Source organism: Glaciecola sp. XM2 (assembly GCF_018595715.1).
GTDB lineage: Bacteria > Pseudomonadota > Gammaproteobacteria > Enterobacterales > Alteromonadaceae > Glaciecola.
On sequence record NZ_JAHEOJ010000020.1, the window covers coordinates 395,816 to 418,310 of the forward strand.

Consider the following 22,495-nt stretch of genomic DNA (forward strand, 5'->3'; position numbering starts at 1 on the left):
AGAAAAATAGGCTAGGGGAATATGTTCCGCGGCGCTAACGCAATCAATCTTGACAGTAAAGGCAGACTAACGATACCGACGAAGTATCGAGATGCGCTCATGCTTGATTGCCAGGGACAACTGGTCTGCACCATTGATATTTCACAAAACTGCTTGCTGCTTTACCCACTTCCCGAATGGGAAGAAATTGAACTTAAACTCCGCAAACTCTCTTCTACCAACCCACACGAACGTCGTTTACTTCGTCTGCTTCTAGGTTATGCCAGCGAAGGTGAAATGGATAAGAGCGGTCGAATTTTACTAGCCCCAACTCTGCGTCAGCACGCTGCACTCGACAAGCAGATCATGCTAGTGGGCCAATTAAACAAATTCGAAATTTGGAGTGACCAAGCTTGGAATCAACAAATTTCTGAAGATATCGCTATTGAAAAACAGGGTGAGTTTGAACTCACTGAGCGTCTTCAGGAATTTTCTTTATGAATGCGTTTTTATCTCCTCACACTTCGGTTCTCCTCAAAGAAAGTATTGATGCATTAGATATCAAACCTAACGGTATTTATGTGGACGCGACGTTTGGTCGAGGCGGTCACAGTCGCGCAATTCTTCAGTGCCTAGGTAATCAAGGGCGACTCATCGCCTTAGACAGAGACACTGCTGCCATTGAAGCGGCCCAGTCGCTGCTTGCTGATAAACGCTTTAGTATTCATCACCGTCCGTTTGCTGAGCTTGCATCGCTGATGAAACGATTAGGCTTAGAAGGGCATATCGACGGAATACTCATGGATATCGGTGTTTCGTCTCCCCAGATTGACGAAGCCGAGCGTGGTTTTAGCTTTCAGCAAGACGGCCCGCTTGACATGCGCATGGATACCACCAGTGGTCAAAGTGCTGCGCAGTGGCTGAATACCGCATCCCTTGACGACATTACTTTTGTACTAAAACGCTACGGTGAAGAGAAGTTTGGCAAGCGTATTGCGCATGCTGTCGTTGAATATCGTGAAGACAAACCACTGGCGACTACGGCAGAGTTCGCCAAATTAATCGACCAAGCGGTTCCGGTAAAGGACAAGTACAAGCACCCTGCTACTCGCAGCTTTCAAGGAGTTAGAATTTTTATTAACGGTGAGCTCGATCAGCTTGAAGAGGGACTTCAAGGGGCTACCGAGGTCTTAAAGCCAGGCGGCCGGTTGGCGGTTATCAGTTTTCATTCTCTTGAAGACAGAATGGTAAAGCGTTTTATTAAACAGCAAAGCAGCGGGAAGGTCTACCCTAGCAAGTTACCTGTGTTGCAGAGTGAACTGGATAAAGGAAAAGTACTCGAACCTATAGGCAGGGCAATTAAACCTAGTGATAAAGAGATAAGTGCAAACAAACGCTCACGGAGCTCGGTGTTGAGGGTGGCGCAAAAGTTATGACAAAGCCAACAGCGAACTTTAACTTGTTGATAATAATAGCGACCGATTTAGGTCGTCATTTGTTTATAATCGTTCTGTATTTAAGTGTGCTAGGTAGCGCGCTGGCGGTTGTGTTAAGTAGCCACAATAATCGACAATTGCTGATTACGCACGAGCAGCTTATTCAAGAAAAAGACGCTTTAGATATTGAGTGGCGCCACTTAATTATCGAACAAACTGCACTTACGGAGCACAATCGTATCGAGCGCTTAGTAGCAGATAAACTTAACATGCGCCGTCCAACACAAGCAGATGAGAAATTAGTAAGGGTGAATCCACAATGACCCTTGCAGCGACATTACAAAAGCCGCGTAAAACGCCTAAACAAAACAGACGTAAGTCTGCTAGTGCAAAAACCAAAGCTATGCCGGGTATGGTGCAATGGCGTTTTTGGGTGGTAATGAGCGGCGTGGTGTTGGTGTTTGCCTGTTTGGCCTTAAGAGCCGCGTATATTCAGGTGATTAAGCCCGACCTTTTGATTGAACAGGGCGATAACCGCACGATTCGAGTACGTGACAATGCCAGCTATCGAGGCCTGATCACCGATAGACATGGGCAACAGCTAGCGGTTTCTGTGCCAGCCCAAGCCATCTATGCTGATCCAAAAGTCATCAATGATAAATCGGCGCTATCAGATATGCCGCGCTGGAGAGCCCTTGCGGAAGTGTTAGATACCGACGTGAACAGGCTAATTGACCGCGTTGATAATCCCGCTCAGCGCTTTGTTTACCTGCAGCGGCAGATTACACCTGCCATGGCAACCTTCGTGAAGAAACTCAACATTCCCGGTGTATATTTGCGTGAAGAGTCTAAGCGCTACTATCCGTCTGGTGAGGTTTCGGCGCATATTGTTGGCTTTACCGACGTTGATGACAATGGTCTAGAAGGTATTGAACGCCTCTACAACGACTGGTTAACATCTACGCCAGATAAACGAAAAATCCGTCGCGACGCCCAAGGCCGCCAAATTGAGATCATCGAACAAGAGCAAGGAAAACAAGCGGAAGATTTGGTGTTGACGATTGACCAACGCATTCAAGCGTTGGCATTTAAAGAGATAAAAGAAGCAACTTTACTTTACAAAGCGACTTCTGCTTCGGTGATTGTTGTAGACGTTCATTCCGGCGAAGTATTAGCCATGGCCAATACGCCCTCATACAACCCAAACAATCGTGAAACGGTTAAAAGTTTCCGCGTTCGTAACCGTGCGGTGACTGACGCATTTGAACCAGGCTCTGCGGTGAAACCTCTAGCGGTGCTTGCGGCATTAGAATTTGGCTCAGTTGAAGCCGATAGCTTAATTGATACTTCTCCAGGCTGGATGCGCATGGGCGGAAGTCGCATTGAAGATCCCCGAAATTTTGGCGAAATCTCCCTGACTGAAATTATTCAGCGTTCATCCAATATGGGCACGTCAAAACTCGCACTGTCGGTCCGCAGAGAGTTTTTAATGGATATTTATTACAACATGGGGCTGATGTCTGATACCGGCAGCAACATGATAGGTGAATCGAGCGGGATATTTCATGAGCGTCAGCGCTGGTCGAATTTTGAGTTATCAACATTATCCTTTGGATACGGCATATCAGTGACCACCGCGCAGCTAGCAAGAATGTACGCCACTATTGGTAACGGTGGTGTAAAAATGCCTTTAACCATCATTAAAGGAATGGAAAGCTTTGAGCAACCTGAGCGCGTGCTGGCTGAAGAAAACGCATACGCGGTGTTAGAGATGATGGAAACGGTCACGCAAGAGGGCGGCTCTGGTGTTAAGGCGGCAGTGCCGGGCTATCGTGTTGCGGGTAAAACCGGTACAAGCCGTAAAGCAGTCGCAGGCGGATACGGTGAAGAGTATGTGAATATTTTTGCAGGCATCGCGCCGGTTTCCAATCCTCAAATTGCCGTCGTGGTGCTAATTAATGAGCCTGGCGGCGACAAATACTACGCAGGGGATACTGCCGCTCCTACTTTTTCTGCGATTGTTTCAGGTTCGTTGCAAATGCTAAACATCGCTCCTGATGCAATCAATGCTGCTGACGTGGTGCCGCTAGATGCGGAAGGTGGGTTGCATGCAGCTCGCTAATGTTCGCTTTACTGATGAGCAGCTCTTTAATGCCCTTAAGGGCGCTGGCATGCAATGCAACTTGGCAAGTGTGCGGGGTATTTCTGATATTACGCTAGACAGTCGCGCGGCCAATGCATCAACCATGTTTGTTGCCCTAAAAGGCAGTGAGGCCGATGGTAATGACTATGTAGGCGATGCTATTTCGCGCGGATGTAAACTTGTTTTGTGTGAACGCAAAGAAGTTGCACGGGTCAATGCGGCGGTGATTGAAGAGCCAGCGCTAAAAGACCGATTGCCACAGCTATTAACGTCTTTATACGTTGGCCAAAGTTCTCCCAAACATATCGCTGCGGTTACCGGTACAAACGGAAAAACATCTGTCGCCTACCTGTATTCGCAGTTAGCCCTTGCCCATGCACCTAAAAGTGCAAGTCTTGGCACATTAGGGTTAACACAAGCGGTTGCCAGTAATGACAGTATTGAATTGCACGTGACTCAGCAAAGCATTAACACAACGCCAGATATTATCAGCCAGTTTAAAATTTTGCGTTTGTTAGGCGAGCAAAACATTCAGGATTACTGTTTAGAAGCATCCTCTCACGGTATTGAGCAGCAGCGCTTAGCCGGTATGCCAATAGACTGCGCTATTTTCACTAATCTGAGTCAAGACCATTTGGATTATCATGGTGATATGAGTCGCTATGGTGAGGCGAAGCGGGGATTATTGCACCTTCATGAAGTCAAATATGTGGTGCTTAATGCCGACGACCCAGAATCCAAGCATTGGTCTAGCAATGCAAGTGAGCACGCTCAAGTGGCGTTTTACTCACTTAATCAAGCTACGATACCTGAAAGTGCTAAGCATTTTGCTTATGCATCTAGTATTCAAGCGACCGCGAAAGGTATGCTCTTTGAGCTTCACTGCTCATGGGGACAAAGCACTGTACAACTTCCTTTATTAGGAAGATTTAATGTCGCAAATTATTTAGCTGCGTTGACTGCACAACTCATGCGGGGCGTAGCGTTTGCTAAATTGATGAGTGTTACGCCAAAGTTAAAAGGCGTTGCCGGACGCATGGAGCTATTCGTATCTCGCTCACAAAAAGGCAGTTTAATAGTGGATTATGCTCATACGCCAGATGCCTTAGCCCAGGCCCTGCAGGCCGCGCGAATTCATACCGTTGGCAATTTATACTGCGTATTTGGTTGTGGCGGAAATCGCGACAAAAGCAAGCGCGCACTGATGGGCGCTGCAGCAGAGAGCTTTAGCGACATGATCGTGCTTACGCAAGACAACAGTCGAGACGAAGCGCCTGAATCCATCATTGCCGATATCAAAACCGGATTGTCAAAAGACGCTTCTGTCCATGTTGAATTTGACCGTAAGCAGGCCATTAATTGGGCGTATAAAACCTCTAAAGCCGATGATCTGATTTTGCTAGCGGGCAAAGGGCATGAAGATTATCTTGAAATAAAACAACAGCGCATCGCATACAGCGAGCGTGATTATGCACAGCATTTATGCATGCAGGAGGCCATATGATCAAGGTCTCATTAGCGTGGGTGGCAAACGCGGTGAACGGCACGTTAAGTACGCAAAGTGTACAAGACATGACGATAAACTCAGTGAGCACCGATACGCGCACCCTCAAACCTGGCGACCTTTTTATTGCCCTGACGGGCGAAAACTTCAACGGTCATGAGTACATTCTCAAAGCACTAGAAAAAGGTGCAAGTGCTGTAATTGTGAGTCAGTTGGTTGATTGTCCATTGCCCACCATAAAAGTGAAAGACACACGTCAGGCATTAGGAATGCTCGGTGGTGCAGTGCGAGACAAAGTCAATCCTAAAACTATCGGCATTACCGGTAGTAGTGGTAAAACCACGGTCAAAGAAATGGTGGCGTCGATACTGTCCCAAAAAGGGAAAGTGCTGGCGACCCAAGGCAATTTTAACAACGATATTGGCGTGCCGCTTACCCTGCTGGCCTTGAACGAAAGCCATGAATATGCGGTGATAGAAATGGGGGCTAATCATCAGGGCGAGATTGATTATACCACTATGTTGGCCAAGCCAGATGTAGCCACCATCGTCAATGCCGCACCGTCTCATCTGCAGGGATTTGGTAGCTTGTTTGGCGTGGCGCGTGCAAAAAGTGAAATTTTTAAAGGATTAGACGATGCTGGCGTGGCTATTTTAAATGCCGACAGTCAGTTTTATGAATTTTGGCAGGGCAAAACGGGCTCGCACAAGGTTTTTAGTTATGCTCCGGTTGCCGAAACGGGCGACTATCACGCTATCAACAAAAGTCTAAACGCAGAAGGTTGCGGCGAATTTGAGTTGGTCACGCCAGAATCAAAAGTAGCTATTCGATTACGTGTGCCAGGTGAACATAACATCGGCAATGCGGTGCTTGCAGCCGCTTTATCTATGCAGGTTGGTGCCAGCCAAGAAGATGTGCAAAAAGGCCTTTTTGCAATGCGCAATGTTGCAGGGCGACTGAATCAAAAATCTATCAATCGAAACTTGCAGGTGATTGATGATACCTACAATGCCAATGTCGCTTCAGTTAAAGCGGCGATTGATTTGTTGGTTAACTTTAGCGGGCCAAGAATCTTTGTGTTTGGTGATATGGGCGAGTTAGGCGATCAGACCTTAGATTATCATCAACAAATAGGCCAATACGCCAAGGAAAAAGGCGTTGATGCGATGTTAACTCTCGGCCAATTCAGCGAGGCGGCAAGTGCGGTAATGGCTGAAACGGGCAAACACTGTGTTGATGTAGAAGATGCAATGAACCAGGTATCCAGTTTGATTGATGCCGCAGTACAAGCGAATAGGGTGCCTGTTACCGTGTTAGTAAAAGGTTCGCGTAGCGCAAAAATGGAACGCGTCGTTGCAGCAATTGAACATCATTATTCACACCAAAGCACGCAGGAGTCAGGACAATGTTAATTTGGTTAGCGCAATGGCTTGAGCAATATGAAAGTGCATTTAACGTTTTTTCATATTTGACACTTCGTGCGATTTTAAGCACCTTGACGGCTTTGTTGATTGCGATCCTCATCGGACCGAGAATGATAGCGTGGTTACAGCGCATGCAAATCGGTCAGACCGTTAGAAACGACGGCCCGCAGACCCACCTATCAAAATCAGGTACTCCCACCATGGGCGGGGTTCTGATCCTAGCGGCAATTCTAACAAGTTGCTTATTGTGGGCAGATTTAGCAAATCGCTATGTACAGGTTACGCTATTTGTCGTGGTCACCTTTGGTATTTTGGGTTTTGTAGATGACTATCGAAAAGTCGTCCGAAAGGACCCTAAAGGTTTGATTGCTCGCTGGAAGTACTTTTGGCAATCGGCCATTGCCATCGTTGTAGCGTTTTACTTATACAGCACCGCTACGTTGCCTCAAGAAACCTCTTTGATTGTGCCATTTTTTAAAGACGTGCTGCCGCAGTTAGGCATCTTCTATATTGTCTTGGCATATTTTGCGATTGTTGGCACTAGCAACGCGGTTAACCTTACCGATGGCCTAGATGGACTGGCCATTGTACCGACCATATTGGTTGCCGGTGCATTTGCGATTTTCGCGTATGTGACGGGTAACGCAAACTTTTCAGACTACCTCAATATTCCTTTTATCCCGCTTACTGGCGAACTGGTGATTGTGTGTACCGCGATTGTCGGTGCTGGATTAGGCTTTTTGTGGTTTAACACCTACCCCGCACAAGTGTTTATGGGTGATGTTGGCTCGCTCGCATTAGGCGCCACCTTAGGAGTGCTAGCCGTATTAGTGCGACAAGAGATTGTCCTGATTATTATGGGGGGCATTTTCGTTGCCGAAACACTATCGGTCATTTTACAGGTGGGCAGTTTCAAAATGCGAGGCAAACGTATATTCCGCATGGCGCCCATCCATCATCACTATGAATTAAAAGGCTGGCCTGAGCCTCGCGTTATCGTGAGATTTTGGATCATCTCTTTGATACTCGTGTTGGTGGGCTTAGCAACCCTTAAATTGAGATAAACGTAATGAGTCGCGCAACCTCTCCCCGCTATCAACAATACCGCAACATGCCTGTTGCGGTGATTGGTTTGGGCGTAACTGGGCGAGCTTGCTTAAAGTTTTTACTCGACAATGGCGCAAGGGTAACCGGCTTTGACCGAGCCGCGATAGAGCGTAAAGACGTGTTGGCCCAAATTGCTTATGAAGATACATCATCGTTTAACCTGTCTCGCTTAGAAAACAGCAGTGTTTTTGATGAATTTGAACTAGTGATTTTAAGCCCAGGCGTCAATCCTTCACATGAAGCAATTGCCCCGCTGATTGGGCAGGTAAAACTAATTAGCGACCTTGACCTGTTTACTCGTCACAACAAAGTGAAGTGTATTGGCGTAACAGGCTCTAATGGAAAAAGTACCGTGGTAGATATGTTGCACAAGGCTTTGCAGGCATGCTCAAAGACGGCGTTGTTAGGCGGTAATTTTGGAACATGCGCGATTGATTTGCTCGATATAGAAGCGGATTACATCATATTGGAGCTGTCGAGTTTTCAGCTACAAATCAGTCAGAATATTCCCCTTGAAATTGCGTGTATTCTCAATGTAACCGAAGACCATATTGACCGTCACGGAAGCTTTGCTAACTATGCATTGGCAAAACAATATATTTTTAAGCACGCGCATGCCGCTATTATCAATAGAGACGATGCCGCGACACTACCGCTGCCCAGTATCAATAAAAACGTCACGGTTTTTGCCAGCGTGGGGCAGAGCGCTGCGGCAAATGAAAACGATTTTTGGCAAGATGAGCGCGGCGTGCATCAACGCAACCTCTGTTTAATAGAAGCGTCAGATTTGCCATTGCCGCTTACTCATATGATGTTAAATATGCAGTTTGTGTTGGCAATGCTAAACGCTTTGCACATTGAGCTTGCGCCAGCCATCGATGCCTTAATAAGCTATCAAGGCTTAGCACACCGTTTTGAAGTTGTGCTCGAAAGCGACAACATGACCTTTGTGAATGATTCTAAGGCAACCAATCCAGGGGCATGCGCCGCAGCAATTAACTGTGCAACTCGCCTGCAAGGCAACATCATACTTATTGCAGGGGGCGATGCTAAAGGGGCAGACGTAAGTGCGTTAAAACCCATTATTGATGAAAATGTTAGCCTTACCATCGTTTACGGCAAAGACGCAAAGCTATTTGCAGACTTACTTAACAACGTGAAATCAGTGAGCAACCTTGATGAGGCCGTCGATATTGCTATTCATATTGCAAAAGAAACTGCTGATAAAGTCCTTATTTTGCTCTCTCCAGCTTGCTCTAGTACCGATATGTTTGCAAACTATCAAGCACGAGGTAATGCATTCAAACAGGCAGTGATGAGGGTAGCAGCATGACCAGTGTTCAGCTATCACTTGCAGACCTGTTTTCTGCCAAACACGATAATCAGGCGCCGCGCGCTTACAACCTGCCGCTTGTATTAATTGCTATTGCCTTATTTTCCATTGGTTTTGTCATTGTGTGCTCGGCCTCGATGCCCATCGCTGAGCGCTTACACGACAATCCATTTCATTTTGCTATACGCCATGCAATCTATATTGTGATTGCGCTGGTGTGCTCGATGGTTGTGCTTAACATACCCATGCAGTTTTGGCGATTTGCCAATCCTTACTTATTGTTACTTGCCGCTGCTTTGTTAGTGGCCGTTTTGTTAGTCGGGAATACCGTAAACGGCGCGACTCGATGGCTAGTAGTGGGCCCCATTACCGTGCAAGCCGCAGAGCCAGCAAAGCTATTCTTCTTTTGCTATTTAGCCGGATATTTAGTGCGCCGGCACGAGCAAGTTACCGAAAATGTAAAAGGCTTCATTAAACCGCTTGCCGTATTCTTTGTGTTAGCAACACTTCTGCTTTTTCAGCCTGATTTAGGCACTGTGATTGTGATGTTCGCTACCACCATGGCTTTATTATTTTTAGCCGGTGCAAAATTATGGCAGTTTTTCGCGGTCGCCTTTGCGGGTCTATCGGCGGTTGTCACGCTCATTGTATTTTCTGAATATCGTATGCGCCGCATTACCGCATTTCTTGACCCTTGGGCAGACCCCTTTGGCACTGGGTATCAACTTACCCAATCATTAATGGCCTACGGGCGAGGCTCTTGGTTTGGTCAGGGGCTTGGCAACAGTGTGCAAAAACTTGAATTTCTACCTGAGGCCCATACCGATTTCATCGTTGCTATTTTGGCAGAGGAGCTCGGCTTTGTTGGCGTGATGACGGTATTGATGTTGATTTTGTTTATGGTGGTAATCGCCTTGCAAATTGGTGGTAAAGCGATTGCTAATGGCAGACCCTTTGATGGCTTTGTGGCCTACGGCATTGGCGTGTGGTTTAGCTTTCAGACTGCCGTGAATATTGGCGCGAGCTCGGGCGTCCTTCCTACTAAAGGTTTAACCTTGCCCTTGGTCAGTTTTGGTGGTTCTTCATTGATTATCATGAGTATTGCGGTTGCACTACTGGTACGTATCGATTTTGAAATGCGTGTTGAAGGGGTGCAAGCTATCTCGCGTAAACGCCGCTCAAAAGCGAGTAAAGCCAGCATAAAGAAACGCGCAAAGGCAAAGCCCTCTGAAGAGGAGCTCGAAGATGTCTAAGATTGTGATCATGGCAGGTGGTACCGGCGGGCATGTTTTCCCAGGTTTAGCTGTGGCAGAGATACTGGCATCGAAAGGTTGGTCCGTAGATTGGTTCGGCACCGCTGAAAAAATGGAAGCGCAACTGGTTCCCAAGCACGGCTTTGATATTCATTTTATTGATATTGCAGGGCTACGTAACAAGGGCTGGCTGCGAAAATTAACCATGCCTGTAGTGCTTTTCAAAGCGCTTTTGCAAGCCAGAAAAAAACTCAAACAACTACGTCCAGACGTTGTCTTAGGTATGGGTGGATATGCCAGCGGTCCAGGTGGCTTAGCGGCTTACACACTCGGTATTCCACTTGTGGTTCATGAACAAAACGCCGTGTTTGGTTTAACTAATCGATACTTAGCAAAAGTGGCAGACAAAGTCTTATGCGGCTTTGATGTGTCTCTTAACAAAGCGAGAAGTAAGGCGCCTAGCAATACTATTTTCGTGGGTAATCCCATCCGCAAAGGCTTTGCGCACATTCCTGCAATCACATCTCATCAATCTGAAAATACCAATATATTAATTGTGGGTGGAAGTCTCGGTGCATTAGCGCTCAATGAGATTGTACCGTCGATCTTGTTAGACCTGCGCAAGCAGCATGCCATTAGTATTTGGCACCAAACCGGTAAAGACAAACTTGCACCGGTGGAGCTCGCTTACAAAGACCAAGATGATGTCATCACCACTGAATTTATCGAAGACGTTGAGTCGGCCTATGCTTGGGCAGATATCGTAATATGCCGAGCGGGCGCTTTGACCGTTTCAGAGGTGTCTAGTGCAGGACGCGTTGCAGTATTTGTCCCTTTGCCAATTGCTGTGGATGATCATCAAACGCAAAATGCTGAGAACCTCGCTCGTCAAAACGCAGCGGTTTTGATTCGTCAAAGTGAACTTAAACATAACTTACCTGACACCTTGGCTCGATTGCTCAATGATAAAGTGGGTGTGCAGGAAATGGGCGCTAGAGCCAAGCAGCTTAGCTTATCTGATGCAGGTGATGCTGTAGCAGAGCATTGTATTTCGTTAGTAAGTGCTCACAAGGATTCGCAAAATGGTCATTAGCACAACATCCATCGAAGCGGCGCAGCATAAAATGCGCTCAGTAGATAAAATTCATTTTATTGGTATTGGCGGCGCCGGTATGGGCGGCATCGCCGAAGTTATGTTAAACCTTGGGTATCAAGTCAGTGGCTCTGATGCACAAAGCAGTGACATGACAAACAGGCTAACAAGCTTGGGCGCGCAGGTATATTTTGGTCATCATCAAGACAACTTGGTCGACGTAGATTTAGTGGTGGTTTCAAGCGCGATTGATGCAAGTAATCCAGAAATACTTTTCGCACAGAACCTTCGCGTGCCCGTTATCCGCCGTGCACAAATGCTCGCTGAACTTATGCGCTTTAGATATGGGATCGCTGTTGCCGGTACACATGGTAAAACTACGACCACAAGTTTACTGGCTACAATTTATTCCCAAGCGAATTTAGATCCTACGTTTGTTATTGGAGGCTTGCTAAATAGTGCAGGTACAAATGCTAAATTAGGATCAAGTAAATACTTGATTGCTGAGGCAGATGAATCAGATGCATCTTTTTTGCACCTTCAGCCAACGGTATCCATTGTGACTAACATCGAAGCGGACCATTTAGACGCTTACGACGGTGACTTTGCAAAAATGCAGCAGGCATATGTTGAGTTTTTACACAATCTACCATTTTATGGCCTAGCGGTTGTATGTGGTGATGACCCTGTTATCACTGCGTTGTTACCGCAAATAGAACGTAAATATCTTACCTATGGCTTACAAGCTCACAACGATTTTGTGATTTCGAACATTAGCTATGGCGTTAATTGCAGCGAGTTCACGGTGACTAGGCCGGATTCAACTGAACTGAAGGTTCGCTTAAATATCACTGGCGTACACAATGTGCTAAATGCCACGGCGGCTATTGCGGTGGCCACCGACGAAGGCATTGATGACAACAGCATTTTAACCGCACTCAATGCGTTTGGCGGCATTGGCAGACGATTCCAACATTTAGGGGATTTTGTGTTTAACCCAGACCATCGCGATAACATTGTTACGTTGATGGATGACTATGGACATCACCCCACTGAAGTTGCCATGACCATTGCGGCCGCTCGCAGTAACTGGCCAGATAGACGTTTAGTGATGGTGTATCAGCCCCATAGATACACGCGAACACGAGACTTATACGAAGAGTTTGTAGAGGTACTTTCTGGGCTCGACTGTTTGTTGTTGCTCGATGTATATGCCGCCAGTGAGTCAGCTATCGACGGGGTGGATAGCAAAGCATTATGCCGCTCCATTCGACAGCGCGGCAAAGTTGACCCTATTTATGTGGGCGCACCAGAGCAGTTGTTTGATGTGCTCCCGGATATTTTGCAGCCTAACGATGTCTTATTTATGCAAGGCGCAGGTAATGTTGGAAACCTAGCGCAGCAGCTTGTATCTATGCAGTGCAACATCTCGCTTATGCAAGCGAAGCAAAAGGATGATGTATGAGCCTAATGACCAAATCACCATATGCGTATGGAAAAGTAGCCGTTTTGATGGGCGGAGACTCTGCTGAGCGAGAGGTGAGTCTTGCTTCAGGAGGGTGCGTGCTGAAAGCCTTAGTCAGCGCAGGCGTTGATGCTCATCCATTTGACCCTTCACAGCGTTCCATTTATGAATTAGTAAGCGAAGGTTTTGACCGCGCTTTTATCATTTTACATGGACGTGGCGGCGAAGATGGGGTGATGCAAGGCGCATTGGAGCAACTTAAAATTCCCTACACAGGCACAGGCGTGCTCGGTTCAGCGTTAGCTATGGACAAAGTACTCAGCAAGTTAGTTTGGTCAGCGCGGGATTTGCCTACGGCGGATTATCGAGTGCTTGAGAAATCGACCTATAATGTCAGTGAATGCAGTCAAATCCTTGCTGATTTAGGTGGCACCGTTATGGTCAAGCCCTCTCATGAGGGCTCCAGTATTGGCATGGCGCGCGCGCAAACCGAAGCCGAATTGGTAAAAGCGGTTGAGCAAGCCTTCGTTTATGACGACAACGTGCTCGTTGAAACTTACATAGACGGTCCTGAATACACCGTTGCTATTTTAAATGGGCAAGCGCTTCCGTCTATTCGCATGACATCTCCTAATGTCTTTTATGACTATGAAGCCAAATATAAAACCGATACCACAGAGTATTTTTGTCCGAGTGGCCTGCCGATGGCGCAAGAGAAGCAGTTAGCGCGCTTGGCGCTTACCGCATTTGAAAGCTTGTCTGGAAAAGGCTGGGGCAGGGTTGATGCTATGCGCGACCACGACGGGACGTTTTATTTGTTGGAGTCAAATACCGTACCGGGTATGACAGAAAAAAGCTTAGTGCCAAAGGCGGCAAAACAAGCAGGAATGAGTTTTACCGACTTGGTCATTAATATTTTAAGCGAGACCCTAGACGAACATGAGTAAAGCACTTGTCACCACAACAAGCACCCCTGACCCCGACAAGGTCTCCTTGCCGGTAGGGTTGAGTGTGTTTGCATTGGTGATTATGGCTTTAATGTTTGGTGCATATAAGAGCTACAGCTGGCTTCAAGACGAACAACGTCTGCCTGTGCAAAGCATTGTATTGAGCGGTGACATCAAGATGTTGAACCCTGAGCATTTAGAGCGCCTCATTCGTCAGCAAAATACCGGCAGTTTTTTTGCCATTGATGTGAACGAAGTGCATCAGCTAGTGGAGCAACAGGCATGGGTGTATTCAGCTTCGATTCGCAAGCGCTGGCCGAGCAGTTTGTATATTCACGTGGTTGAGCAACAAGCGGTGGCCAGATGGAATGATGACCTGCTATTAAACAAATATGGTGATAGCTTTGATGGTATGGGCGTGTCTGAGGGCACAAAAAGAGACGAAGCCCAGCAGGCGCTAAACGACCTAGTGAAACTGTTTGGGCCTGGTGGCAGTGAAAAAACAGCCCTTACAGGTTACACCAATATGAGGCGTTTATTGCGCAGTAGCAATGAGTCGGTTGCACAGCTTTCATTGAACGAAAGATTTGCATGGACAGTGCGTCTAAAAAGCGGCATAACGCTGAATATTGGCAGACAGGAATATATAAAACGATTACAGCGATTTATTGATGTATATCCGCTCTTACAAAAAGAAAAAAAAGCGATAAATTACATTGATTTGCGGTATGATACAGGCTTGGCAGTAGGGTGGGCAGATGCCTTCCCAATTGTTCAAGCTGAAACCGATAACAATATTAATAATTAAGGTGGTTATTCAGCGTGTCTAAAGCGTTAGAAAGAGATCTCATTGTTGGCCTAGATATTGGCACAAGCACTGTGAAAGCGGTGGTGGGCGAAGTATTGCCAGACGGCGACATCAGTATTGTTGGTGTAGGTGAACATAAGTCTCGAGGCATGGAAAAAGGCGGTGTTAACGACCTTAATTTAGTCGTGCAGTCTATTCGTAATGCTATTGAGCAAATGGAATTGATGGCAGACTGCCATGTGTCGAGCGTATTTATGTCGATTAGCGGTCGCCATGTTCAATGCCAAAATGAAACTGGCATGGTACCTATCAACAATCAAGAAGTAACGCAGGATGATGTTGATAATGTCATTCATGCCGCTCGCTCTGTGCCCATGGCAGCTGAGCGAAAGTTATTGCACGTATTGCCACAAGAATTTGTGATTGATGTACAAGAAGGGATTAAAAACCCCATTGGCATGTCGGGCGTCAGAATGGTGGCGGCGGCGCATATCATCACTTGCGCTGACGATATGGCAAAAAATATGGTGAAATGCATTGAGAATTGTGATCTCATAGTAGACCAAACCATATTCAGTGCGCTTGCGTCGAGCTATGCGGTGCTCACTGAAGATGAAAAAGAATTAGGCGTATGCGTTGCCGATATTGGCGGCGGTACCATAGATATTGTGATATATACCGACGGTGCGATACGTCACACCGCGGTAATCCCGTTAGGCGGGAATCAAATTACGGGTGATATCGCGAAGATATTTCGCACGCCCATGAACAATGCAGAGCAAATCAAAGTGAATTATGCTTGTGCATTAAAAGATATGGTTAGCATGGAAGAGACCATTGAAGTCCCGAGTGTGGGTGGCCGCCCATCACGGAGAATGTCTCGTCATACCCTTGCCGAAGTAATTGAACCCAGATACCACGAGTTGCTGGAGATTGCTTATGAACAAATTAAAGCCAGCGGATTAGAAGATCAAATCGCCGCTGGATTAGTAATAACCGGTGGTACTGCTAAAATGGAAGGAGCAGTTGAGTTTGCAGAAGAAGTATTCCAAATGCCAGTAAGAGTAGGAAAACCTCATTCTGTTAAAGGGCTTGCTGAATATGTTGATGACTCAACGTATGCAACAGCAGTAGGTCTTTTACAATATGGAAAGCAAAATTCTAATAATAAGAAAACGTCACCTAAAAGTGGCGAAGAGAGCGTGTTAAAACGCATACAAAGTTGGTTTAAAGGTGAGTTTTAGGGGACCTTTAGGCGCTAAATCAATCATTAGTCTGTGCGCACAGACTAGCAAGGTATCGGAGAATTATAATGTTCGAACTGATGGATAATCCAAGTGACGAAGCGGTCATTAAAGTTGTCGGTGTAGGCGGCGGCGGTGGCAATGCGGTTGAGTACATGGTGAAACAAGTCATCGAAGGTGTTGACTTTATCGCTATGAACACTGACGCGCAGGCGTTGAAGAACTCAACGGCAATGGTCAAACTACAAATAGGCACTGAACTCACCAAGGGCCTAGGTGCAGGCGCAGATCCTAATGTAGGACGTGATGCCGCGCAAGAAGACCGTGAAAAGATCAGAGAGTGTCTAGAAGGCGCTGATATGGTGTTCATCACCGCAGGTATGGGCGGTGGTACCGGCACTGGTGCAGCTCCTGAGGTTGCAAAGCTCGCCAAAGATATGGGTATTTTAACGGTTGCGGTCGTGACTAAGCCCTTCCCATTTGAAGGGAAAAAGCGCGCTGAGTTTGCCAATCAAGGTATTGCCGAGTTATCAAAATACGTTGATTCATTGATTACCATTCCTAACGAAAAGTTACTTAAAGTAATGGGTCGAGGCGTGCCTTTACTGCAGGCGTTTAGCGCTGCAAACGACGTATTACGTGGCTCGGTACAAGGTATTGCTGAACTTATTACGCGTACCGGTTTAATCAACGTAGATTTCGCTGACGTTAAAACGGTTATGTCTGAAATGGGCACTGCGATGATGGGCAGTGGCGTAGGCACTGGCGAAGACCGTGCAGAAGAAGCTGCGGAAGCAGCCATTGCATGCCCGCTATTGGAAGATATCGATTTATCCGGTGCACGCGGCATTCTAGTAAACATCACTGCTGGTCTTGATTTTGCTATTGATGAGTATGAAACCATTGGTAATGCAGTAAAAGCCTTCGCCTCGGAAAATGCTACGGTCGTAGTTGGTACGGTCATCGATCCTGAAATGAGTGATGAAATTCGCGTCACTGTGGTTGCGACGGGGATAGGTACTGAACGAAAGCCTGATATCACCTTAGTGAATGATACTAACCGCCCAGTACACAAGGCGACCGGTACCGATAACTTAGGTGGCAGCGTTGAGCAAGGCGGGCAGCAGAAGCTAGAAGAAGAAGCCCCTGCTGGAGAGTTAGAATATCTCGATATTCCTGCATTTTTACGTCGTCAGGCAGATTAACTGGTCCGAACAGACGTTTTTGCAGTAAAAAGTACTTGAAAATCGAAAACCCCTATACATTCAAGGGGTTTTTCGTTACACTTTTACGAATTTTTTGACGATATTTGACTGCACATGCTTAAACAGCGAACCATAAAAACTGCCGTTACGGAAACCGGCATTGGCTTGCACAAAGGAAGAAAAGTGCGTATGACCCTGCGTCCGGCACCCGCCGACACGGGCATAGTATTTCGTCGCGTCGATTTAACTCCCCATGTAGACATTCAGGCTAACGCAAAAGACGTGGCCGACACTACATTATGCACCTGCATTACTAACGCACAAGGCCATTCCATCCATACCGTAGAGCATTTAGCTTCAGCGCTATCCGGCTTAGGTATCGATAATATTATTGTTGAGGTAGATAGCCATGAGTTGCCTATTCTTGACGGCAGTGCTAGCCCTTTTATCTTTTTGTTGCAAAGTGCAGGTGTACAAGAGCTTGATAAACCCAAGAAGTTTATCAAGGTAAATCGCACGATACGTGTCGAAGAAGATGACAAGTGGGCGGAGTTTAGACCTTTCAACGGCTTTAAAGTCGATTTTGCGATTGATTTTAACCATCCTGCTATTTCACGCACTAGGCAACACTGTGTCTTGGATTTTTCGAAAGATTCCTACATTGATGAGGTCAGTCGCGCGAGGACCTTCGGGTTTATGCGAGATTTAGAGATGATGAACGGGATGAACCTAGCCTTAGGTGGCAGCATGGATAACGCCGTTGCGCTAGATGAGTTTAGAGTGTTAAACCCAGAAGGTTTGCGTTATCAAGATGAATTTCTTAAGCATAAGATCCTCGATGCAGTAGGCGATTTGTTCTTAGGCGGACATAACTTAATCGGCGAATTGGTGGCGTACAAAACCGGTCACGGACTCAACAATAAACTACTCAATGCAATTTTGTCGCAGACTGACGCTTGGGAATATGTTGAATTTGAAAGCGAAGCAAGCATGCCTATTAAGTATATAGAATCAGTCGCAAGCTTAGGTACGCGATTCGCATAGTAGACTTAATGCAATAAATTATCTTGCAGTCATTACTGACTGTTGGTATTGTTTTTGCTTTAAAATCTGCAGTAATAAGAAACGCCGTCGGATAAGGCTTACAACATCACCATAACCGCTTCTAAATGAGAGATTTGTACTTTTTAAGTGCACTTTCATGATAAAAAGGTGTGTGTTTTTAGCAACAGCACTATGAAAAGTATCCTGCTGAGCACCACAATAAATGCGAAAGGATCATTGGTTACATGTATATCTAACCATAAGTGAGTGTGTGTTGAAGTCTGTTTATCTGCCGATGTAAACTTTAAGATGAGTAGTATGAAACTGACAAATATGTCAGACCAAAGGCCATTATGAACGTCACAATATTAGTAAAAGGTAAAAATACGAGATTCGCAAAGCGTTTGTCACTCAAGCGCGTGGTAAGCGGATTTGTGCTTTTATCTCTCGTGATGTTGGTTTCAAGTCGGTCTACTGAGTCGGTATACGAAAATCAAATCAGACTTAATATGGTGAAAACCGGTCTGCAAGAGCAAGTCGCACTGGTTGAGCAGCTTCATGAAAATACCGATACTCAAGTGCTCAGCATTGTGCAGCAGCTTGGCAGCATGCAAGCGCAGCTAACCCAATTAGATTCTTTAACCGCCTCCCTTGCACAAAAAAGCGGTTTAACCCCCGAAAATTTTGCCCTACCAGAAGAACTTCAAGCCCCATTACGTAGCGAGCATACCCTCAATGAAAACGTTGAAAAAATGGCGCAAGCGCTAGAATATAAAATTCAACAGCTCGATGCCCTTGAATCTATCCTAATAGGTCTCAATATAGAACAAGAGAGTAAATTAGCGGGGCGACCCGTGGAGAAAGGTTGGTTGTCTTCATATTATGGGATTCGAAAGGACCCATTTAATGGTCGACCTACGATGCACAAGGGCGTAGATTTTGCTGGCAAAGCTGGAACCGGTGTGATTGCAACGGGTGCGGGTATTGTCACTTGGTCAGGTAATCGTTCTGGCTATGGTTATTTGGTTGAAATTGATCACGGCAACGGTTTGAGAACACGTTACGGCCACAACGCTTCGTTAAATGTCGAAGTGGGCGATGTTGTAACAAAAGGGCAAATCATTGCCTTAATGGGCAACACGGGCCGGTCAACCGGTGCACATGTGCATTATGAAGTGCTAAAAAACGGTAAGCAAATAGACCCATTACCGTTTGTATATCGTTAAGTCATCCCCGATACACAGTTGCATTTAAGGTCACGCTCTGACCGCCCTCATTTACCTCAATGAATTCTTTGAGCAAGAAGCTCAAGGATCCTAGTCATAGCCATGCTTTTTTTGCTACTATGACGCGTTTTTTAAATATATGAATTCGGATGTTTCAATAGCATGTTTGCAAGTATCTTCAAGAAAGTCTTTGGCACGCACAACGATCGCCTGCTGAAAAAAATGCGCAAGTCAGTTGACGCGATAAACGCACTGGAATCTGAACTGGAGGCGCTAACGGATGAGCAACTGCGCGCGAAGACAGACGAGTTCAAGCAACGTTTGGCAGATGGCGCAAAGCTCGACAGTCTGATATCAGAAGCCTTTGCTGTGGTAAGAGAAGCCAGTAAACGCGTTTATGGTATGCGTCACTTCGATGTACAGATGCTAGGTGGCTTGGTGTTACACCAAGGAAAAATAGCTGAAATGCGCACTGGTGAAGGTAAAACGCTAACCGCTACTCTCCCTACTTATTTGAACGCTCTTAGCGGTAATGGTGTTCATGTCATCACGGTTAATGACTATCTTGCAAAGCGTGATGCTGATTGGAGCAGAAGCTTATTTGAATTCTTAGGGTTAACCGTAGGCTGTAATATTCCGGGTTTGACTCAGCAAGAAAAGCGCGATGCATACGCTACCGATATTACCTATGGTACCAACAATGAGTTTGGTTTCGATTACTTGCGTGACAACATGGCATTTAGTCCAAACGACCGCGTGCAAAAGCCGCTTAGCTATGCGGTTATCGATGAAGTTGACTCCATCTTAATCGATGAAGCAAGAACACCATTGATTATCTCTGGCGCTGCTGAAGACAGCTCTGAGCTGTACAAGAAAATTAATACCATTATTCCTAACCTGAATAAACAAGACAAAGAAGATGAAGAAGACAATCACGGTGAGGGGCATTACACCGTCGATGAAAAAGGTAAACAGGTACACCTAACCGAAAACGGTCAACTTTTTGTTGAAGAATTACTGCAAAAAGAAGGGCTCTTACCTGAGGGGGAATCCCTTTTTGCTGCCGCCAACATTCCGTTGCTTCACCACGTAAATGCGGCCTTGCGAGCGCACAAGCTGTTTACCAAAGATGTAGACTACATCGTTAAAGACGGTGAAGAGATTGTTATCGTTGACGAACATACTGGTCGTACAATGGAAGGGCGCCGCTGGTCTGAAGGTCTGCATCAAGCAGTTGAAGCGAAAGAAGGCGTGAAGATTCAAAATGAAAACCAAACGCTAGCATCCATTACTTTCCAGAACTATTTTAGATTGTACGACAAATTAGCCGGCATGACCGGTACAGCTGACACAGAAGCCTTCGAATTTAATCATATTTATGGTCTTGAAACCGTCGTTATTCCGACCAACAAGCCAATGGTGCGCGATGACCGCCCTGATAAAATTTATTTAACCGCGCCAGAAAAATACGACGCCATTATCGCTGATATCAAAGATTGCGTGAAGCGAGGCCAACCTGTGCTTGTGGGTACAGTGTCGATTGAGAACTCAGAGTTACTGTCGAGCATCCTGAAAAAAGAAAAAATCAAACACAAAGTATTGAATGCTAAATTCCACGCGCAGGAAGCTGAAATTGTTGCCTTAGCGGGCACAGCAAGCGCCGTTACCATTGCCACTAACATGGCAGGCCGTGGAACCGATATTGTCTTAGGCGGTAACTTACAAGCCGAGATAGATGCGTTAAACAATCCAACTAAAGAACAAATTGCAAAAGTAAAAGCCGATTGGCAAGTTCGTCATGATGCGGTACTAGAAGCCGGCGGTTTGCACATAATTGGTACAGAGCGACATGAGTCACGTCGTATAGATAATCAGTTGCGCGGTCGTTCAGGTCGTCAGGGTGATGCTGGCTCTTCTCGTTTCTATTTGTCATTAGACGATGCCCTAATGCGTATTTTTGCCTCTGACAAAATGGGTTCGATGATGAAGCGCTTAGGCATGGAAAAAGGCGAATCGATAGAACACCCTTGGGTCTCTCGTGCTATTGAGAACGCTCAGCGTAAGGTTGAAGGCAGAAACTTTGATATTCGTAAGCAGTTACTTGAATATGACGATGTAGCTAATGATCAGCGCCGAGTTATCTACGAGCAACGAAATGAATTGCTCGATGAAGGTGAAATCGGCAATACCATCGCTAATATCCGCACCGACGTAATGGACAGCGTGATCAGTCAATACATCCCGCCACAATCGTTAGAAGAAATGTGGGATGTAGAGGGGCTAGAGGACCGTTTGCGTTCAGACTTCTCGCTAGACTTGCCATTGCGTAAAATGTTGGATGACGATGACAAGCTATATGAAGAAAAACTGCGTGAATTTATTCATGAAAAAGCAGATGCTGCATACAACGCTAAAGAAGAAACGGTTGGCCCACAGGTCATTCGTCAATTTGAAAAAGCGGTCATGTTACAAACCCTTGATACGCATTGGAAAGAGCATTTAGCTTCTATGGATTACCTGCGTCAAGGCATACACCTTCGTTCTTTTGCTCAGAAAAATCCAAAACAGGAATATAAGCGCGAATCATTTGAGCTGTTCTCTGACATGCTCGATAACTTGAAAATAGAAGTGATCAGCATTTTGGCCAGAGTGCAGGTGCAAGAACAAAAAGATGTAGAGGCGGTTGAAGCGCAGCGTAAACGTAATGAGGCAGAAAAGACCTTTGAACATAAGTCTGCTACATCGCCTACGCAAGAGCCAGAGCAGCAAGCGGCGCGTCCTCAGCAGCCTATGCAGCGTCAAGGACCAAAAGTAGGGCGTAACGATCCATGTCCTTGTGGTTCGGGCAAGAAATATAAGCAGTGCCACGGTAAGTTAAGCTAGCATGAAGACTGTAAATGTGGCGGTTGGGGTTGTATACCATGACCGCCATTTTTTTATTTGCCGAAGAAGTGCTCAGCAACATCAAGGCAATAAATGGGAGTTTCCTGGCGGCAAAGTCGATGCAGGAGAAACACCCGAGCAAGCCTTAAAGCGTGAGTTAAAAGAAGAAATCGATATCATCACTGAGCATAGTGAGTCGTTAGTTACCATCGAATTTACTTACCCAGAGAAAACGGTATGCCTACATGTATTTCTTGTCGATGGTTTCACCGGCACGGCGAGAGGAGCTGAAGGGCAAGAAGCCATCTGGGCGGATGCTAAAAGCCTATCCACATATACCTTCCCCGATGCAAATGTTGAGATTATTGACGAGCTTAGACGCAGGGGATTGTGTCAGTGAC

19 protein-coding genes are annotated in these 22,495 nt (G+C 46.1%); all 19 read left to right on the forward strand.

Going from position 1 to position 22,495, the window contains the following annotated elements:
- Positions 1 to 21: 21 nt before the first annotated feature.
- The 19 genes from mraZ (at position 22) to mutT (ending at position 22,494) form a co-directional block, all read left to right on the forward strand.
- Complete coding sequence (gene mraZ, locus KJ365_RS06375; RefSeq protein ID WP_214450787.1) at positions 22 to 480, forward strand: division/cell wall cluster transcriptional repressor MraZ; 459 nt, start codon at positions 22 to 24, stop codon at positions 478 to 480.
- A complete protein-coding gene (gene rsmH / locus KJ365_RS06380) occupies positions 477 to 1,415 on the forward strand; it encodes a 16S rRNA (cytosine(1402)-N(4))-methyltransferase RsmH (RefSeq protein WP_214450788.1) in 939 nt (312 codons plus the stop codon). The genes mraZ and rsmH overlap by 4 nt, the downstream gene beginning before the upstream one ends.
- Positions 1,412 to 1,738 (forward strand): cell division protein FtsL, encoded by a 327-nt coding sequence (gene ftsL / locus KJ365_RS06385; RefSeq protein WP_214450789.1) that lies wholly within the window; start codon positions 1,412 to 1,414, stop codon positions 1,736 to 1,738. Before rsmH ends, ftsL begins: the two co-directional genes overlap by 4 nt.
- Complete coding sequence (locus KJ365_RS06390) at positions 1,735 to 3,537, forward strand: penicillin-binding transpeptidase domain-containing protein (protein ID WP_214450790.1); 1,803 nt, start codon at positions 1,735 to 1,737, stop codon at positions 3,535 to 3,537. The genes ftsL and KJ365_RS06390 overlap by 4 nt, the downstream gene beginning before the upstream one ends.
- Positions 3,524 to 5,062, forward strand: coding sequence for a UDP-N-acetylmuramoyl-L-alanyl-D-glutamate--2,6-diaminopimelate ligase (locus KJ365_RS06395; RefSeq protein WP_214450791.1), 1,539 nt, complete (start codon positions 3,524 to 3,526; stop codon positions 5,060 to 5,062). The genes KJ365_RS06390 and KJ365_RS06395 overlap by 14 nt, the downstream gene beginning before the upstream one ends.
- The gene (locus KJ365_RS06400; protein ID WP_214450792.1) at positions 5,059 to 6,474 is read left to right on the forward strand and encodes a UDP-N-acetylmuramoyl-tripeptide--D-alanyl-D-alanine ligase; all 1,416 of its coding nucleotides are present in this window, start codon (positions 5,059 to 5,061) and stop codon (positions 6,472 to 6,474) included. The genes KJ365_RS06395 and KJ365_RS06400 overlap by 4 nt, the downstream gene beginning before the upstream one ends.
- Entirely contained in the window at positions 6,468 to 7,550 is a 1,083-nt protein-coding gene (mraY, locus tag KJ365_RS06405) for a phospho-N-acetylmuramoyl-pentapeptide-transferase (RefSeq protein ID WP_214450793.1), read from the forward strand. The genes KJ365_RS06400 and mraY overlap by 7 nt, the downstream gene beginning before the upstream one ends.
- Before the next feature lie 5 nt (positions 7,551 to 7,555).
- Positions 7,556 to 8,926: a UDP-N-acetylmuramoyl-L-alanine--D-glutamate ligase gene (murD, locus tag KJ365_RS06410; RefSeq protein ID WP_214450794.1), complete on the forward strand. Its 1,371-nt coding sequence runs from the start codon at positions 7,556 to 7,558 to the stop codon at positions 8,924 to 8,926.
- A complete protein-coding gene (gene ftsW / locus KJ365_RS06415; protein WP_214450795.1) occupies positions 8,923 to 10,179 on the forward strand; it encodes a cell division protein FtsW in 1,257 nt (418 codons plus the stop codon). Before murD ends, ftsW begins: the two co-directional genes overlap by 4 nt.
- Positions 10,172 to 11,272 carry an undecaprenyldiphospho-muramoylpentapeptide beta-N-acetylglucosaminyltransferase gene (murG, locus tag KJ365_RS06420; protein ID WP_214450796.1) on the forward strand — a complete coding sequence of 367 codons (1,101 nt, stop codon included), beginning with the start codon at positions 10,172 to 10,174 and terminating at the stop codon, positions 11,270 to 11,272. The genes ftsW and murG overlap by 8 nt, the downstream gene beginning before the upstream one ends.
- Entirely contained in the window at positions 11,262 to 12,737 is a 1,476-nt protein-coding gene (murC, locus tag KJ365_RS06425; RefSeq protein ID WP_214450797.1) for a UDP-N-acetylmuramate--L-alanine ligase, read from the forward strand. Before murG ends, murC begins: the two co-directional genes overlap by 11 nt.
- On the forward strand, positions 12,734 to 13,684 hold the full coding sequence (locus KJ365_RS06430) for a D-alanine--D-alanine ligase (RefSeq protein ID WP_214450798.1): 951 nt from the start codon (positions 12,734 to 12,736) through the stop codon (positions 13,682 to 13,684). The genes murC and KJ365_RS06430 overlap by 4 nt, the downstream gene beginning before the upstream one ends.
- The gene (locus KJ365_RS06435; protein WP_214450799.1) at positions 13,677 to 14,492 is read left to right on the forward strand and encodes a cell division protein FtsQ/DivIB; all 816 of its coding nucleotides are present in this window, start codon (positions 13,677 to 13,679) and stop codon (positions 14,490 to 14,492) included. The genes KJ365_RS06430 and KJ365_RS06435 overlap by 8 nt, the downstream gene beginning before the upstream one ends.
- Positions 14,493 to 14,506: 14 nt before the next feature.
- Complete coding sequence (gene ftsA, locus KJ365_RS06440) at positions 14,507 to 15,736, forward strand: cell division protein FtsA (protein ID WP_214450800.1); 1,230 nt, start codon at positions 14,507 to 14,509, stop codon at positions 15,734 to 15,736.
- Positions 15,737 to 15,804: 68 nt separating this feature from the next.
- Complete coding sequence (ftsZ, locus tag KJ365_RS06445) at positions 15,805 to 16,941, forward strand: cell division protein FtsZ (protein WP_214450801.1); 1,137 nt, start codon at positions 15,805 to 15,807, stop codon at positions 16,939 to 16,941.
- A 114-nt stretch (positions 16,942 to 17,055) separates the two neighbouring features.
- Entirely contained in the window at positions 17,056 to 17,985 is a 930-nt protein-coding gene (gene lpxC, locus KJ365_RS06450) for a UDP-3-O-acyl-N-acetylglucosamine deacetylase (RefSeq protein ID WP_214450802.1), read from the forward strand.
- A gap of 353 nt (positions 17,986 to 18,338) precedes the next feature.
- Positions 18,339 to 19,211 carry a M23 family metallopeptidase gene (locus KJ365_RS06455; protein WP_214450803.1) on the forward strand — a complete coding sequence of 291 codons (873 nt, stop codon included), beginning with the start codon at positions 18,339 to 18,341 and terminating at the stop codon, positions 19,209 to 19,211.
- Positions 19,212 to 19,373: 162 nt separating this feature from the next.
- On the forward strand, positions 19,374 to 22,094 hold the full coding sequence (secA, locus tag KJ365_RS06460) for a preprotein translocase subunit SecA (protein ID WP_214450804.1): 2,721 nt from the start codon (positions 19,374 to 19,376) through the stop codon (positions 22,092 to 22,094).
- Position 22,095: 1 nt separating this feature from the next.
- Positions 22,096 to 22,494, forward strand: a complete 399-nt coding sequence (gene mutT / locus KJ365_RS06465; RefSeq protein ID WP_214450805.1) for an 8-oxo-dGTP diphosphatase MutT — start codon at positions 22,096 to 22,098, stop codon at positions 22,492 to 22,494.
- Position 22,495 lies beyond the last annotated feature (1 nt).

Excerpts from the sequence above, each read along its gene's own strand:
- murD (WP_214450794.1), top strand. The coding sequence starts at position 7,556 with ATGAGTCGCGCAACCTCTCCCCGCTATCAACAATACCGCAACATGCCT.
- KJ365_RS06395 (WP_214450791.1), top strand. The coding sequence starts at position 3,524 with ATGCAGCTCGCTAATGTTCGCTTTACTGATGAGCAGCTCTTTAATGCC.
- KJ365_RS06430 (WP_214450798.1), top strand. The coding sequence starts at position 12,734 with ATGAGCCTAATGACCAAATCACCATATGCGTATGGAAAAGTAGCCGTT.
- KJ365_RS06390 (WP_214450790.1), top strand. The coding sequence starts at position 1,735 with ATGACCCTTGCAGCGACATTACAAAAGCCGCGTAAAACGCCTAAACAA.
- murG (WP_214450796.1), top strand. The coding sequence starts at position 10,172 with ATGTCTAAGATTGTGATCATGGCAGGTGGTACCGGCGGGCATGTTTTC.
- KJ365_RS06400 (WP_214450792.1), top strand. The coding sequence starts at position 5,059 with ATGATCAAGGTCTCATTAGCGTGGGTGGCAAACGCGGTGAACGGCACG.
- rsmH (WP_214450788.1), top strand. The coding sequence starts at position 477 with ATGAATGCGTTTTTATCTCCTCACACTTCGGTTCTCCTCAAAGAAAGT.
- ftsW (WP_214450795.1), top strand. The coding sequence starts at position 8,923 with ATGACCAGTGTTCAGCTATCACTTGCAGACCTGTTTTCTGCCAAACAC.
- secA (WP_214450804.1), top strand. The coding sequence starts at position 19,374 with ATGTTTGCAAGTATCTTCAAGAAAGTCTTTGGCACGCACAACGATCGC.
- murC (WP_214450797.1), top strand. The coding sequence starts at position 11,262 with ATGGTCATTAGCACAACATCCATCGAAGCGGCGCAGCATAAAATGCGC.
- ftsL (WP_214450789.1), top strand. The coding sequence starts at position 1,412 with ATGACAAAGCCAACAGCGAACTTTAACTTGTTGATAATAATAGCGACC.
- lpxC (WP_214450802.1), top strand. The coding sequence starts at position 17,056 with ATGCTTAAACAGCGAACCATAAAAACTGCCGTTACGGAAACCGGCATT.
- KJ365_RS06455 (WP_214450803.1), top strand. The coding sequence starts at position 18,339 with ATGAACGTCACAATATTAGTAAAAGGTAAAAATACGAGATTCGCAAAG.
- mraZ (WP_214450787.1), top strand. The coding sequence starts at position 22 with ATGTTCCGCGGCGCTAACGCAATCAATCTTGACAGTAAAGGCAGACTA.
- KJ365_RS06435 (WP_214450799.1), top strand. The coding sequence starts at position 13,677 with ATGAGTAAAGCACTTGTCACCACAACAAGCACCCCTGACCCCGACAAG.
- mutT (WP_214450805.1), top strand. The coding sequence starts at position 22,096 with ATGAAGACTGTAAATGTGGCGGTTGGGGTTGTATACCATGACCGCCAT.
- ftsZ (WP_214450801.1), top strand. The coding sequence starts at position 15,805 with ATGTTCGAACTGATGGATAATCCAAGTGACGAAGCGGTCATTAAAGTT.
- mraY (WP_214450793.1), top strand. The coding sequence starts at position 6,468 with ATGTTAATTTGGTTAGCGCAATGGCTTGAGCAATATGAAAGTGCATTT.